11 protein-coding genes are annotated in these 15,028 nt (G+C 60.1%); all 11 read right to left on the minus strand.

The window, feature by feature from the left end; translation table 11 throughout:
• Positions 1 to 13: 13 nt before the first annotated feature.
• Positions 14 to 1,387, minus strand: coding sequence for a phosphomannomutase (locus ABEH28_RS16740; RefSeq protein ID WP_346630595.1), 1,374 nt, complete (start codon positions 1,385 to 1,387; stop codon positions 14 to 16).
• Positions 1,388 to 1,583: 196 nt separating this feature from the next.
• Complete coding sequence (locus tag ABEH28_RS16745) at positions 1,584 to 1,823, minus strand: lipopolysaccharide assembly protein LapA domain-containing protein (RefSeq protein ID WP_346630596.1); 240 nt, start codon at positions 1,821 to 1,823, stop codon at positions 1,584 to 1,586.
• A 17-nt stretch (positions 1,824 to 1,840) separates the two neighbouring features.
• Positions 1,841 to 2,140, minus strand: a complete 300-nt coding sequence (gene ihfB / locus ABEH28_RS16750) for an integration host factor subunit beta (protein ID WP_037011901.1) — start codon at positions 2,138 to 2,140, stop codon at positions 1,841 to 1,843.
• A 201-nt stretch (positions 2,141 to 2,341) separates the two neighbouring features.
• Complete coding sequence (gene rpsA, locus ABEH28_RS16755) at positions 2,342 to 4,033, minus strand: 30S ribosomal protein S1 (protein ID WP_065992985.1); 1,692 nt, start codon at positions 4,031 to 4,033, stop codon at positions 2,342 to 2,344.
• A 121-nt stretch (positions 4,034 to 4,154) separates the two neighbouring features.
• Positions 4,155 to 4,844, minus strand: coding sequence for a (d)CMP kinase (cmk, locus tag ABEH28_RS16760; RefSeq protein WP_065992981.1), 690 nt, complete (start codon positions 4,842 to 4,844; stop codon positions 4,155 to 4,157).
• The gene (locus tag ABEH28_RS16765; protein WP_346630707.1) at positions 4,841 to 7,048 is read right to left on the minus strand and encodes a bifunctional prephenate dehydrogenase/3-phosphoshikimate 1-carboxyvinyltransferase; all 2,208 of its coding nucleotides are present in this window, start codon (positions 7,046 to 7,048) and stop codon (positions 4,841 to 4,843) included. Before ABEH28_RS16765 ends, cmk begins: the two co-directional genes overlap by 4 nt.
• Positions 7,049 to 7,076: 28 nt before the next feature.
• The gene (gene hisC, locus ABEH28_RS16770) at positions 7,077 to 8,189 is read right to left on the minus strand and encodes a histidinol-phosphate transaminase (protein ID WP_346630597.1); all 1,113 of its coding nucleotides are present in this window, start codon (positions 8,187 to 8,189) and stop codon (positions 7,077 to 7,079) included.
• Positions 8,190 to 8,243: 54 nt separating this feature from the next.
• Positions 8,244 to 9,338 (minus strand): prephenate dehydratase, encoded by a 1,095-nt coding sequence (gene pheA / locus ABEH28_RS16775; protein WP_192172818.1) that lies wholly within the window; start codon positions 9,336 to 9,338, stop codon positions 8,244 to 8,246.
• A complete protein-coding gene (gene serC, locus ABEH28_RS16780; protein WP_346630598.1) occupies positions 9,338 to 10,423 on the minus strand; it encodes a 3-phosphoserine/phosphohydroxythreonine transaminase in 1,086 nt (361 codons plus the stop codon). Before serC ends, pheA begins: the two co-directional genes overlap by 1 nt.
• Before the next feature lie 258 nt (positions 10,424 to 10,681).
• Positions 10,682 to 13,492 carry a DNA gyrase subunit A gene (gene gyrA, locus ABEH28_RS16785; protein WP_346630599.1) on the minus strand — a complete coding sequence of 937 codons (2,811 nt, stop codon included), beginning with the start codon at positions 13,490 to 13,492 and terminating at the stop codon, positions 10,682 to 10,684.
• Between the two features lie 305 nt (positions 13,493 to 13,797).
• Entirely contained in the window at positions 13,798 to 14,874 is a 1,077-nt protein-coding gene (mtnA, locus tag ABEH28_RS16790) for an S-methyl-5-thioribose-1-phosphate isomerase (RefSeq protein ID WP_282367513.1), read from the minus strand.
• Positions 14,875 to 15,028: the final 154 nt, after the last annotated feature.

Raw genomic sequence — 15,028 nt, forward strand, 5'->3', positions numbered from 1 at the left:
CGCGCCCGGTGCATCACTTGCCGTTGATCAGCGCTTCGATCTCTTTGACCTTGGCTTCTACAAGGGCTGGATCACGACGGCTCTCGACGTTCAGACGCAGCAGTGGCTCGGTGTTGGAGCCGCGCAGGTTGAAGCGCCATTCGGCGAACTCAAGGCTGATGCCGTCGGTTCTGTCGATGTTCGAGCAAGACGGCGTGTAGTGTTCCAGGATCTTGGCGATGATGGATTTGACGTCTTCAACCTTGTAGTTGATTTCGCCGCTGCACGGGTAGGCCGCCATCCGCTCATCAACCAGCTGCGAGAACTTCTTGCCCGACACCGACATCAGCGCGGCGACCAACAGCCACGGGATCATGCCGCTGTCGCAGTAGGCAAAATCGCGGAAGTAGTGGTGAGCACTCATTTCGCCGCCATACACGGCGTCTTCCAGGCGCATGCGCTCCTTGATGAACGCGTGACCGGTTTTGCACAGCACTGGCGTACCGCCCGCCTGCTTGACCTGATCGATGGTGTTCCAGGTCAGGCGCGGGTCGTGAATGATTTTCGAACCCGGGTGTTGCTTGAGCAGCATTTCGGCCAGCAGGCCCACCAGGTAGTAGCCCTCGACGAAACGGCCTTGCTCGTCAAAGAAGAAGCAGCGGTCGAAATCGCCGTCCCACGCCAAGCCCAGATCGCAGCCGTGCTTGAGCAGCGCGTCGCGGGTGATGCTGCGGTTTTCCGGCAGCAGCGGGTTCGGCACGCCATTGGGGAAGTTGCCATCCGGTTCGGCGTTGATGATCACCCACTCGAACGGGAGCTGGGAGCGGATCGCGTCCAGTGCGGGACCGACGGCGCCATTGCCCGGATCGGCGAGGATCTTCAATGGACGAAGGTCGGCACCTTTGACGTAGGTCAGCAGGTGCTCGATGTAGGCGGTCTTGTCCGGCTTGGACTGGACGCTGCCGTGCTGAGCGGCCACTTGACCGAAGTCGCCCGCATCCACGCGCTGGCGAATGGCATCAAGGCCTGTATCACCACTAATGGGACGTGACGATTTCTGGACCAGTTTCATGCCGTTATAACCCTTCGGGTTATGACTGGCCGTGACCATCACGCCGCCGTCTGCATCGTAGTGGCTGGTGGCGAAGTAGACTTCTTCGGTGCCGCACAGGCCGATGTCGATGACATCCGCGCCGGCTTCTTGGATTCCCTTGATCAACGCCTGAGCCAGGGCCGGGCTTTCAAGACGCATGTCTCGGCCCACTACGATATTTTTGGCACCCAGTTCAACCACCATGGACCGGCCGATGCGGTAAGCAATGTCATCATCAAGGTCATTGGGTACCTGACCACGGATGTCGTAGGCCTTGAAACAGCGAGTCTGAAGAGCGGGATAGTCGGAATTCATGTGTAAAAACCTATGCGACGAAAAAACCCGAAGGTTCCTCTGTTCAGTAGAAGCAGCTCGAATGATGAACTGCACGCAACCCTCGCGCCTGAAAGCTTGAGGCGTGGGTTAGGCATTGAAAAAGGAGATTAGTTATAGGTGCGCTTGTAATTATCTTCAACGCAAGCGTTGAGGTGTCTGGCGCGCAGGGATTCTATCAGGGTAGACGTGACGCCTTGGGTTTCCTGCGCAGACGCGCGACTGAAACCAACAGGGGGCCAATCAACATGCCCACCAGCAATGCAAAGATCACCGGCACGGCGAACGGCAGCTCGGGTGCATTCCAGCCAAAGAACACCAAGGCGACGTTCTGCTGGTTTTCCAGCACAAATACGACAATCACCGCTGCGATCAACAGGGCGATAGCCAGAAAGATCAGACGCTTCACATTTCGCATGAGAACTCCTCAAAGAGCTATTGGAGCTCATGCTCCTCTTCTTCGTTCACCCGGTCGCGGAGCTCTTTGCCTGGTTTGAAGTGAGGTACGAACTTGCCGTCGAGGCTGACAGACTGACCTGTCTTCGGATTGCGGCCTACGCGAGGTGCGCGATAGTGCAGGGAAAAGCTGCCGAAGCCGCGTATTTCAATACGGTCGCCCGTCGCCAGGCACTGCGACATCTGCTCGAGCATGGTCTTGATGGCCAACTCCACATCCTTGGATGAGAGCAGTCCTTGATGGGTGACAATTCGTTCGATCAACTCCGACTTCGTCATATTTTTCCCTTCTTTTTCAAGCAGCTAGGTAAAGCGCTTTGAAGGTTTTAGCATGACCAGAAGGATTTGAACAGAGTATGTCCAGACTTAAATGAGTGGAGATTGAAGATCCTCAACAGGCATTGGCCGAACACAGCGCAAAATCACCCGCCCACAAAAAAGGGCGACCGAAGTCGCCCTTTTTCAATGGTCAGACAGAACTCAGTTCTGTTTTTCCATTTGAGCACGCAGCAGGTCACCCAGAGTGGTAGGACCAGTGCTTTCAGCGGTTTCAGGCTTGCTACGCAGGCTCTGAATCGCTTCTTTCTCGTCTTCAACGTCTTTCGACTTGATGGACAAGCTGATCACGCGGCTCTTGCGGTCAACGCTGATGATCTTGGCTTCGATCTCTTCGCCTTCTTTCAAAACGTTACGCGCGTCTTCAACGCGGTCACGGCTGATTTCGGAGGCTTTGAGGGTCGCTTCGATGTCGTCGGCCAAAGTGATGATGGCGCCTTTGGCGTCAACTTCTTTAACGATACCGCGGACGATAGCGCCTTTGTCATTGACAGTGACATACTCGGAGAACGGATCGCTTTCCAGCTGCTTGATACCCAGCGAGATGCGCTCACGCTCTGGATCAACCGACAGGATCACGGTGTCAAGCTCGTCGCCTTTCTTGAAACGGCGTACGGCTTCTTCGCCCACTTCGTTCCAGGAGATGTCGGACAGGTGAACCAGGCCGTCGATGCCGCCGTCCAGACCAATGAAGATACCGAAATCGGTGATCGACTTGATGGTGCCGGAGATCTTGTCGCCCTTGTTGAACTGGCCAGAGAAATCTTCCCACGGGTTAGATTTGCACTGTTTGATGCCCAGGGAGATACGACGACGCTCTTCGTCGATGTCCAGAACCATGACTTCCACTTCGTCGCCAACCTGAACGACTTTCGACGGGTGGATGTTCTTGTTGGTCCAGTCCATTTCCGAAACGTGTACCAGGCCTTCCACGCCTTCTTCCAGCTCTGCGAAGCAGCCGTAGTCGGTCAGGTTGGTAACACGCGCGGTAACGCGAGTGCCTTCCGGGTAACGAGCCTTGATAGCAACCCATGGATCTTCACCCAGTTGCTTCAGACCCAGGGAAACACGATTGCGCTCGCGATCGTATTTCAGGACCTTTACATCGATCTCATCGCCAACGTTGACGATTTCCGATGGATGCTTGATGCGCTTCCAGGCCATGTCGGTGATGTGCAGCAGGCCATCGACGCCACCCAGATCGACGAATGCGCCGTAATCGGTGAGGTTCTTGACGATACCCTTGACCTGTTGGCCTTCCTGCAGCGATTCCAGCAGAGCTTCGCGCTCGGCGCTGTTTTCGGCTTCCAGGACACTGCGACGGGAAACGACAACGTTGTTGCGCTTCTGGTCCAGCTTGATGACCTTGAATTCCAGCTCTTTGCCTTCCAGGTGCGTGGTGTCGCGCACTGGACGGACGTCAACCAGAGAACCTGGCAGGAACGCACGGATGCCGTTAACGTCGACTGTGAAGCCGCCTTTAACCTTACCGTTGATAACGCCCTTGACCACTTCCTCAGCTGCGAAAGCCGCTTCCAGAACGATCCAGCACTCAGCACGCTTGGCTTTTTCGCGGGACAGCTTGGTTTCGCCAAAGCCGTCTTCGACCGCGTCCAGCGCAACGTGGACTTCATCGCCAATCTTGATGGTCAGCTCGCCAGCATCGTTGTGGAACTGCTCCAGCGGGATGAGGCCTTCAGACTTCAGACCAGCGTGAACGGTGACCCAACCAGCCTGGTAATCGATATCGACGATGATCGCGGTGATGATCGAACCGGCCTGAAGGTTAAGAGTCTTTAGGCTTTCTTCGAAAAGTTCAGCAAAGCTTTCGCTCATTTTAATTCCTGTTGATAAGGGCGAAGAATACGCCCATCTGCCACGCTCCAGACAACGTGGGTTTCGTTCATATGAAAGAAAGCCTGCGGGACTATGACTGGTCTCCCACGTGGCTTTCTGGTCATCCGGCGAGATCGCGGAGTGCGACTTCACTCAGGATGCGTTCAAGCACCTGCTCGATGGACAATTCGGTGGAATCCAGCTGAATGGCGTCATGCGCCGGCTTGAGCGGGGCTACCGCTCGCTGGGTGTCGCGCTCGTCGCGGACACGGATCTCATCTAGCAGACTCGGCAGACTAACATCGTCACCCTTGGCCTTCAACTGCAAATATCGCCGACGGGCACGCTCGTCGACGCTGGCCGTCAGAAAAATCTTCAGTGGCGCGCCGGGAAAGACCACCGTGCCCATGTCGCGGCCGTCGGCAATCAGGCCCGGAAACTCCTGAAAAGCCCGCTGGCGCTGCAGCAGTGCTTCGCGGACAGCCGGCAACGAGGCCACCTGCGACGCGCCGCTGCCGACATGCTCATTGCGGATGGCTGACGTGACGTCCTCCCCTTCCAGGATAATGCGCTGACCGTGGTCGTCGGTCGCTGCCATGAACTGCACGTCCAGATGCGCAGCCAGCAGCTTTAATGCTTCTTCATTGGTCAGGTCGACGCCATGGTTGACGGCCGCAAAGGCCAGCAACCGATACAGCGCGCCGGAATCCAGCAGGGACCAGCCCAGACGTTTGGCCAGCTTGCCGGCCACCGTGCCCTTCCCGGAACCGCTGGGTCCGTCGATCGTTATGACCGGAGCTTGAACTTTCACGATTGCCCCTCTTGCGTTACACGAATACCCACCTGAGCACACAGCGTCAGGAAACTGGGAAATGAAGTCGCCACATTGGCGCAGTCCCGGATGCGGATCGGACTGGCCGCGCGCAACGACGCGATACTGAATGCCATGGCGATACGGTGATCACCCTGCGCATTGATTTCACCACCGCCAACGGTTCCACCATCAATAATGATGCCATCTGCGGTGGATTCAACGTTTATACCGAGCGTCGCCAGACCGTCGGCCATGGCCTCAAGACGGCCGGATTCCCTGACGCGTGAGCCCTGGACACCGTAAAACACTGTTCGCCCTTCCGCGCACGCGGCGGCAATAAAGAGTGCTGGAAGCTCGTCGAACGCCAGAGACACCAGCGTCCGTGGAACGTCGATACCCATGAGGCGCGCAGGGCGCACGTGCAGATCAGCCATCGGCTCGCCGCCCGCATCGCGCGGGTTGTGCAGCGTGATGTCCGCGCCCATCAGGCGCAGGATATCGATAACGCCGGAGCGCGTCGGGTTGACACCCACGCCTTCCAGAATCAGGTCGGAGCCTTCGGCAATGGACGCTGCCACCATAAAGAACGCCGCCGAGGAGATATCTCCGGGCACTTCGATGGGTGCGGCCTTGAGTTCAACCCCTGACTGCAGCGCCACTGTCCCGTCATGAACGGCAACCGAATGACCGAAGCCTTGCAGCATGCGCTCGGTGTGGTCCCGGGTCGGCGCGGGCTCATGCACCATCGTTGTGCCATTTGCGTAGAGACCGGCGAGCAACAGCGCGGATTTCACCTGAGCGCTGGGCAACGGCATGTCGTAGCGGATGGCCTGAAGACCCTGCCCGCCGCGAAGGGTCAGCGGCGGCCGGCCGTCCTCTGCGGTTTCAATCATGGCGCCCATCTGGCGCAATGGCTCAACGACATGGGTCATCGAGCGCCGAGACAGCGAGGCATCGCCAGTCAGCACGCTGTCGAATCGCTGCGCGGCCAACAGGCCACAGAGCAGCCGCATAGAAGTGCCCGAGTTACCCAGATAAAGCGGCCCCGGCGCCGGTTGAAGCCCGTTGAGACCGACGCCATGAATGGTCAGGCGACCGTGGTGCGGCCCTTCGATGACCACGCCCATGTCGCGGAACGCCTGCAACGTTGCCAGCGCGTCTTCGCTTTCGAGAAAACCTTCGACGACGCTGGTGCCTTGGGCCAAGGACCCGAGCATGATCGCCCGATGGGAAATCGACTTGTCACCCGGCACGCGAACCTGTCCGCGGACAACACCGCCGGGCTGCGCCATAAACGTCAGGTCGGCGCCCGCTGCTTTTTCAACGTAGGCGCGACGGGCGAGGATCTTGCCGAAATGCTCCCGGGCGACGCGAGCCCGGGTGAACACACCGAGCAATTGGTGGCCATCGCCTGCATCCACGGCGTCGCGCAGCGCATCGAGATCACTGCGGAAGGTGTCGAGGGTGCGCAGCACGGCCTCGCGGTTCGCCAGGAAGATGTCATGCCACATCACCGGATCACTGCCGGCGATGCGCGTGAAGTCGCGGAAACCGCCCGCGGCATAACGGAAGATGTCGAGGTTTTCGTTGCGCTTGGCCAGCGAGTCCACCAGACCGAACGCCAGGAGGTGCGGCAGATGACTGGTCGCCGCCAGCACTTCATCGTGGCGCTCGACCTGCATGTGCTCGACGTCTGCGCCCAGAGCCGACCAGAGACGGTCGACCAGCGCCAGCGCCGACGGATCGGTTTCCGCCAGAGGGGTGAGAATGACTTTGTGCCGTTTGAACAGCTCGGCGTTGGAGGCTTCCACCCCGCTCTGCTCGGAGCCGGCAATCGGGTGACCCGGCACGAAGCGCGCCGGCATCACGCCGAAGGCTTCGCGAGCAGCGCGGACCACGTTGCCTTTGGCGCTGCCGACATCGGTCAGCACGGCATTGCCCAGATCCAGGCCCGCCAGCACGCCGAGGAGCTTTTCCATGGCCAGGATCGGCACGGCCAACTGAATGACGTCAGCCCCCACGCAGGCGGCCGCAAGATTGTCTTCACAGCGATCGACCACGCCCAGTTCGACGGCCAGCGTTCGCGATTGCGGGTCGAGATCGACGCCCACGACTTCGCGGCACAGGCCACTTTCCTTCAACCCTTTGGCGAACGAACCACCGATCAAGCCGAGGCCGACCACCACCAGGCGGCCGATCATAGGCGCAGCAGGTTGCAGCGACGTGACATCAACCACGCGCCAGAACCTTGCTCAACGCCTCGAGGAAACGACTGTTCTCGGCCGGCAGACCAATGCTCACACGCAGGTGATCGGGCATGCCGTAACCGCCGATCGGGCGAACGATCACGCCTTCGCGCAGCAATCCTTGATAGACCGAAGCGGCTTCGCGGCCCAGGTCCACGGCGATGAAATTGGCTTTGGAAGGAATCCAGCTCAGGCCCATCTGACCAAGCCCTGCTTCCAGCTGCTGCATGCCGGCTTCATTCAACTGACGGCTTTGCGCAACATAGTTAACGTCGTCCAGCGCGGCGCACGCAGCGGCGAGTGCGAGGCTGTTGACGTTGAATGGCTGACGCACGCGGTTCAGCACGTCGGCCACGACCGGCGAGGACAGGGCATAACCAACGCGCAAAGAGGCCAGACCATAGGCCTTGGAGAACGTACGCGACACCAGCAGGTTCGAGTGATCGCTCAGGAAGTTGAGACCGTCTGGCAGGTCAGCGCCCTCGGCGTATTCAATGTAGGCCTCGTCCAGCACGACCAACACGTTGTCGGGCACCTGCGCGAGGAAGTCAGCCAGCGCACTCGGTCCGAACCAGGTCCCGGTGGGGTTGTTCGGGTTGGCGATGAAGACGACCCGGGTGTTGCTGTCGATGGCGGCGAGCATGGCCGGCAGGTCGTGACCCCACTCTTTCGCCCTGGCGACGCGGGCGGTGGCGCCCACGGCCTGGGTGACGATCGGATAGATCGCAAACGCGTGTTCGCTGAACACCGCATTGAGCCCCGGCGCCAGGTAGGCGCGGGCGACGATTTCCAGAATGTCGTTGGAGCCGTTGCCCAGCGTCACTTGTTCGGGCTGCACGCCACAGGCTTGCGACAAGCGCTGCTTGAGCTCGAAACCGTTGCCGTCAGGGTAGCGGGTCAACTCCGCCAGTGCGTCTTTGATCGCCTGCAACGCCTTGGGGCTGGCGCCCATGGGGTTTTCGTTGCTCGCCAGCTTGATGATGCGCGCAGGATCGATATCCAGTTCACGCGCCAGTTCGTCCACCGGCTTACCGGGAACGTAAGGCGATAGTTTTTGCACGCCGGGCTGTGCCAGCGCGAGGAAGTCGCCGCTCATGTACCGCTTTACCTCTTCAGAAAAACCCGTGGGGCTGCAAGTCCGGTCGCAGGATCAAAGCACTGCTTTCGGATAGGAACCCAGCACCTTGAGCGCCACGGCTTCCTGACTGATCTGCTCGAGAACGGCCTTGATCAGCGGGTCGCGGTGGTGGCCAACGAAATCGATGAAGAATACGTAGGTCCACTTACCGCTTCGCGAGGGACGCGTCTCGATGCGCGTCAGGTCGATGCCGTTCTGGTGGAAAGGCACCAGCAGCTCATGCAGCGCACCGGGCTTGTTGCTCATCGAGACGATGATCGACGTCTTGTCGTCGCCGGTCGGCGGCACTTCCTGATTGCCGATCATGAGGAAGCGCGTGGAGTTGTCCGGACGGTCCTCGATCTTCTCGGCAATCCGCGTCAAGCCATAAAGGCCCGCCGCCATATCACCGGCGATCGCCGCCGAGTTCCACTCACCCTTGACCCGCTTGGCCGCTTCGGCGTTGCTGGCAACGGCGACGCGTTCGACGTTCGGGTAATGCGCGTCCAGCCACTTGCGGCACTGGGCCAAGGACTGGGCGTGGGAGTAGATGCGGCTGATGCTGTCAGTCTTGGTGTTCTCGCCCACCAGCAGATGATGGTGAATGCGCAGCTCGACTTCGCCACAGATGACCATGTCGTGCTCAAGGAAGCTGTCCAGAGTGTGGTTGACCGCACCTTCGGTGGAGTTCTCCACCGGGACGACGCCGAAGTTGACCGCACCGGCGACCACTTCACGGAACACTTCGTCGATCGCTGCCATGGGCTTGCTGATCACGGCGTGGCCGAAATGCTTCAGCGCAGCGGCTTGAGTGAAGGTGCCCTCAGGGCCGAGATACGCGACCTTAAGCGGCTGCTCCAGCGCCAGGCACGAGGACATGATTTCGCGGAACAGCCGCGCCATCTCTTCGTTGCTCAGCGGGCCACGGTTACGCTCCATGACGCGCTTGAGCACCGCCGCTTCACGCTCGGGCCGATAGAACACCGGCTCTTCGCCTGCCGGCAGTTCGGCCATCTTGACCCGCGCCACTTCCTGGGCGCAGCGGGCGCGCTCGCTGATCAGTTCCAGAACCTTTTCGTCCAGGCTGTCGATGCGGACCCGCAGTGCCTTGAGCTCTTGTTCAGACATTAGCCGTGTTCCTTCTCGAACTCTGCCATGTACGCGGTCAGGGCGTTGACCGCACTGAGGTCGATGGCATTGTAGATGGACGCGCGCATGCCGCCGACAGAACGGTGGCCTTTGAGGTTGAGCAGGTTGCGCGCTTCGGCACCCGCGAGGAACGGCTTGTCCAGGCGATCATCGGCCAGACGGAACGGCACGTTCATCCACGAGCGGTCGGACGGGTTGATCGGGTTGCTGTACAGACCGCTGGCGTCGATGAAGTCGTACAGCGTGCGTTGCTTGAGTTCATTGCGCGTGGCCATGGCCTCGACGCCGCCCTGCTCTTTCAGCCATTCAAAGACCAGACCGGACAGGTACCAGGCCAGCGTTGGTGGCGTGTTGTACATGGAGCCGTTGTCGGCCGCGACCTTGTAATTGAGCATGGTCGGGCACAGCGAACGCGCGCGACCCAGCAGGTCCTCGCGGATGATTGCCACGACGATGCCACTCGGGCCGATGTTCTTCTGGGCACCGGCGAAGATCATGCCGAAACGCGAGACGTCGACAGGGCGCGAGAGGATGTCCGAGGACATGTCTGCCACCAGCGGCACGTCACCGGTATCCGGAATCCAGTTGAATTGCAGACCGCCAATGGTCTCGTTGAGCACGTAGTGAACGTAGGCCGCGTCTTTCGACAGCTTCCACTCGTTCTGACCGGGAATGGCAAAGTAGTCGGAAGGTTTGGCGCTGGCGGCGACATTGATGTTGCCGTAGCGCGATGCTTCTTCAATGGCTTTCTGCGACCAGATGCCGGTGTCGATGTAGTCGGCCGTGCCTTTTTCCGGCAGCAGGTTCAACGGAACCTGAGCGAATTGCTGACTGCCGCCACCTTGAAGAAACAGCACTTTGTAATTGGAGGGGACAGACAGCAGATCGCGAAAATCCTGCTCCGCCTTGGTGGCGATGGAGACGAACTCGTCGCTGCGATGGCTCATTTCCATGACGGACAGGCCTTTGCCGTGCCAGTCCAGAAGTTCGGCCTGGGCACGCAGCAGAACAGCTTCAGGGAGCGCGGCAGGACCTGCGCAGAAGTTAAAGGCTCGCTTGCTCATATCCACTCTCGTCGTGTCACTGAATTAATTTGGAACGGGTGAAATGCGGGGAAGTGCGAAACAGGGACTGTATTGTGTCAGAAGATCCGCATCGCGACCGTCGTTACCTCCGATTGCTCCTACAGACGTTCTCTGGTCGAGCGCTGAGATCGACTGTAGGAGCAATCGGAGTTTGCGACGATCGCGAAAGCGGTCTGCCTGACAGCGTGCGCCCCATAATTCTAAGGAGGGGGCCGGATCACCAGCCCCCTCTCAGCGTTACTCCTGCGGCTCTTCTTCGTCAGCCGCGGGATCCGCCTGCACATCGTCAGCGGACTCGTCGGTGTCGACGGCGCCAATCACGTCGCCATCAACCTCTTCGCCCTCGAACGCTTCGCCTTCCAGCTCTTCGCCTTCCAGCTCTTCGCCTTCGACTTCCGATGGCTCCTGCACGCGCTCCAGACCGACCAGTTTCTCGTCCTTGGCCAGTTTGATCAGGGTCACGCCCTGGGTGTTACGGCCCAGACTCGATACTTCGCCAACGCGGGTACGCACCAGCGTGCCCTGGTCGGAAATCAGCATGATTTCCTCGCCGTCCTGCACCTGAACCGCGCCGACCAGACGGCCGTTACGCTCGTTGCTGACCATGGCGATGACGCCCTGACCGCCACGTTTGTACTCAGGGAACTCAGTGATCGCGGTGCGCTTGCCGTAGCCACGCTCGGAAGCGGTGAGAATCTGGCTGCCCTGCTCCGGAATGAGCATGGAAATCAGCTTGTGCCCTTCCGGCAGACGCATGCCGCGCACACCGCGAGCCGTACGGCCCATGGCGCGCACTTCGGATTCCTTGAAGCGGGTGACCTTGCCACCGTCGGAGAACAGCATGATTTCCTGCTCGCCATCGGTGACGGCCGCGGAAATCAGGATGTCGCCTTCGTCCAGCTCAAGCGCAATCAAACCGACGCTGCGTTGACGACTGAACGCCACCAGCGGGGTCTTCTTGACGGTACCGTTGGCGGTCGACATGAAGATGAACGGCGCCTTCTTCTTGTCGGCGGCCTTGATGCGCGCCTTGCGCTCTTCTTCGGTCTCGTTGCTGTTCTCGAGGTCTTCGGCGTCGGCTTCCACGCCTTCGGCTTCTTCTTCGTCAGCGCGCTTGCGCATGGCTTCGAGGTCGACCGGCAGCATGGTGGTGATGTATTCGCCTTCGCTCAGCGGCAACAAGTTGACCAGCGGACGACCACGGGCAGCGCGGGACGCTTCCGGGATCTCGTAGGTCTTGAGCCAGTACACCTTGCCCTTGCTGGAGAACATCAGCAGCGTGGTGTGGCTGTTGGCGACCAGCAGGTGAGCGATGTAGTCCTCATCCTTGACGCCGGTGGCCGATTTGCCTTTGCCACCGCGACGCTGGGCCTGATAAACGGCCAGCGGTTGAGTCTTGGCGTAGCCACCGTGGGAGATGGTCACGACGCGCTCTTCTTCGGGGATCATGTCGCCGAGGGTCAGGTCCAGGCGCGCATCGAGGATCTCGGTGCGGCGCACATCGCCGTATTCGGCGCGAATCAGCTCCAGCTCTTCGCGGATGACTTCCATCAGGCGCGTAGCGCTGTTGAGGATGCGCAGCAGCTCGCCGATCTGAGTCAGGATTTCCTGGTACTCGGTCAGCAGCTTTTCGTGTTCCAGACCGGTCAGGCGGTGCAGACGCAGCTCGAGGATCGCCTGAGCCTGTTCCGGCGACAGGAAATACTTGCCGTCACGCATGCCGTACTGAGGATCGAGGTTTTCCGGGCGGGACGATTCGGCGCCTGCGCGCTCGACCATTTCGACCACGGCGCTGGATTCCCACGGCGTGCTGATCAGGCCTTCTTTGGCTTCAGCCGGGGTCGGCGAGGCTTTGATGAGGGCGATGACCGGGTCGATGTTCGACAGGGCAACGGCCTGACCTTCGAGGATGTGACCCCGCTCGCGGGCCTTGCGCAGTTCGAACACGGTGCGGCGGGTAACGACTTCACGACGGTGACGAATGAAGGCTTCCAGCAGGTCCTTGAGGTTCAGGATGCGTGGGCGGCCGTCGATCAGCGCAACGATGTTGATGCCGAAGACGCTTTGCAGCTGGGTCTGAGCGTAGAGATTGTTGAGGATGACCTCAGGCACTTCGCCGCGACGCAGCTCGATGACCACGCGCATGCCGTCCTTGTCGGACTCGTCGCGAAGCTCGGTGATGCCTTCGAGCTTCTTCTCTTTGACCAGCTCGGCGATCTTCTCGATCAGACGGGCCTTGTTCAGCTGGTACGGCAGCTCGGTAATGACGATCTGCTGGCGACCACCGACCTTGTCGATGTCTTCGACGATGGAGCGGGCGCGCATATAAATGCGGCCACGGCCGGTCTTGTAGGCTTCGACGATGCCGGCACGACCGTTGATGATCGCGGCAGTCGGAAAGTCGGGGCCGGGGATGTACTGCATCAACTCGTCGACGGTGAGGTCGCCGTTGTCGATGAGCGCCAGACAGCCGTCGATGACTTCACCGAGGTTGTGCGGCGGAATGTTGGTCGCCATGCCTACGGCGATGCCGCTCGAGCCGTTGACCAGCAGGTTGGGAATACGGGTCGGCATGACCGCAGGAATCTGTTCGGTGCCGTCGTAGTTCGGCACCCAGTCCACGGTTTCCTTGTGCAGGTCGGCCAGCAGCTCATGGGCCAGCTTGGTCATGCGCACTTCGGTGTATCGCATGGCAGCGGCATTGTCGCCGTCCACCGAACCGAAGTTGCCCTGGCCGTCTACCAGCAGGTAGCGCAGGGAAAAGGGTTGGGCCATACGAACGATGGTGTCGTAGACCGCGGTGTCGCCATGCGGGTGGTACTTACCGATAACGTCACCGACCACACGGGCGGATTTCTTGTACGGCTTGTTCCAGTCGTTACCCAGTTCGCTCATCGCGAACAGTACCCGCCGGTGCACGGGCTTCAAGCCGTCGCGCGCATCGGGCAGAGCTCGTCCGACGATGACGCTCATCGCGTAGTCGAGGTAGGACTGCTTCAGCTCGTCTTCGATATTGACCGGGAGGATTTCTTTGGCCAGTTCGCCCATGAGAAGCCTGATTCCTTTTTCTGGTGAAACCTCGCTCAGCCATCCGGGATGAACAAGGCTTGCCGCTGCCGACGATTGTCAGGCAACGACTTACGACAAATCAGCGAGTTATGCCATGAATGTGCGCAGTCATAAGGGTCGCCATGCGCCCCTTTGGAAACCGCCGGATGGTACCACAATCGCCGTCAGGCACGAAGTCTTTGCAGGCGCCGTGAACACGCCATTTCGCCAGCAGACGCCTGATACGCGCTCACAGAGCCCGATAGCGCGTTTGGCGACGAATGGCATTATCGGCTGCGGGGTGATCAATGCAGGCGTTTGCGGCACATCAACAAAGCCATTTTGGTCGTGTCGGGGCGTTCGACGATGCCCTTCTCGGTGACGATGGCGTCGATCAGATCGGCGGGCGTCACATCGAACACAGGGTTGAAGGCGTCGACGTCGGCACCCACGCGCTTGCCGCCGACTTCAAGCAATTCACGGCCGTCGCGCTCTTCGATGGGAATGTCGTCGCCACTGGCAAGGTTCATGTCGATGGTCGAGCTCGGCGCCACGACCATGAAGCGCACGCCGTGGTGCATCGCCGCCACCGCCAACTGGTAAGTGCCGATCTTGTTGGCGACGTCGCCATTGGCGGTGATGCGGTCGGCGCCGACGATGACCCAGGTGATGCCTTTGGTTTTCATCAGGTGCGCGGCCGCGGAGTCGGCATTGAGGGTGACCGGAATGCCTTCGTTGACCAATTCCCACGCGGTCAGACGGGAGCCCTGCAGCCAGGGACGGGTTTCGTCGGCGTAAACGCGTTCGATCATGCCTTCCAGGTGTGCCGCGCGGATGACGCCAAGCGCGGTACCAAAACCGCCTGTGGCCAGCGCGCCGGTGTTGCAGTGGGTCAGCACGGTCTGCAGATTGCCCTGGTGCTTGCGGATCAGCTCGGCACCCAGTTGCGCCATGGTCAGATTGGCTTCGCGGTCACTCAAGTGAATGGCCACGGCTTCGGCTTCCATGGCCTTCAGCGGATCTTCATGATCCTTCAGGCGATACAGGCGTTCGCGCATGCGATTCAGCGCCCAGAACAGGTTGACCGCCGTGGGCCGGGAGTTGGCCAGCAGGTCGAAGTCTTCTTCCAGGGCCATCTGCCAGTCACCGCCTTCGGCCAGACGATCAATGACCGCCAATACGATGCCGTAGGCCGCACTGATACCGATGGCTGGCGCGCCGCGCACAACCATCGTGCGAATGGCTTCGGCCACGCCTTCAGCTGTGGTGTAGGGATGCCAGGTTTCTTCGAAGGGCAGGACCCGCTGATCGAGCAGATGCAACGTGCCGTCCCGCCAATCGATGGCCTTTACCTTCTCCGCAGCCAGTAATCGATCGCGCATTGCACACCCCACTTGATGAATTTTTGAAAAGCTGCCGCCACAGCGACGGTGCAAAGAAGCAAATCGCCAGCACCTTAAAAAGCCGCCGATTATAGCGAGCCGCCTGCGAAGACGCTCGGGTATACTTCGCCGTCCCCGTAATAAGCCATTGGAT

This window comes from Pseudomonas sp. Ps21-P2, assembly GCF_039672565.1.
GTDB lineage: Bacteria > Pseudomonadota > Gammaproteobacteria > Pseudomonadales > Pseudomonadaceae > Aquipseudomonas.

Bases quoted from the DNA above. Each gene is read 5' to 3' on its own strand.
- ABEH28_RS16740 (WP_346630595.1), bottom strand. From the start codon at position 1,387: ATGAATTCCGACTATCCCGCTCTTCAGACTCGCTGTTTCAAGGCCTAC.
- ABEH28_RS16745 (WP_346630596.1), bottom strand. From the start codon at position 1,823: ATGCGAAATGTGAAGCGTCTGATCTTTCTGGCTATCGCCCTGTTGATC.
- ihfB (WP_037011901.1), bottom strand. From the start codon at position 2,140: ATGACGAAGTCGGAGTTGATCGAACGAATTGTCACCCATCAAGGACTG.
- rpsA (WP_065992985.1), bottom strand. From the start codon at position 4,033: ATGAGCGAAAGCTTTGCTGAACTTTTCGAAGAAAGCCTAAAGACTCTT.
- ABEH28_RS16765 (WP_346630707.1), bottom strand. From the start codon at position 7,048: ATGATCGGCCGCCTGGTGGTGGTCGGCCTCGGCTTGATCGGTGGTTCG.
- hisC (WP_346630597.1), bottom strand. From the start codon at position 8,189: ATGAGCGGCGACTTCCTCGCGCTGGCACAGCCCGGCGTGCAAAAACTA.
- pheA (WP_192172818.1), bottom strand. From the start codon at position 9,338: ATGTCTGAACAAGAGCTCAAGGCACTGCGGGTCCGCATCGACAGCCTG.
- serC (WP_346630598.1), bottom strand. From the start codon at position 10,423: ATGAGCAAGCGAGCCTTTAACTTCTGCGCAGGTCCTGCCGCGCTCCCT.
- gyrA (WP_346630599.1), bottom strand. From the start codon at position 13,492: ATGGGCGAACTGGCCAAAGAAATCCTCCCGGTCAATATCGAAGACGAG.
- mtnA (WP_282367513.1), bottom strand. From the start codon at position 14,874: ATGCGCGATCGATTACTGGCTGCGGAGAAGGTAAAGGCCATCGATTGG.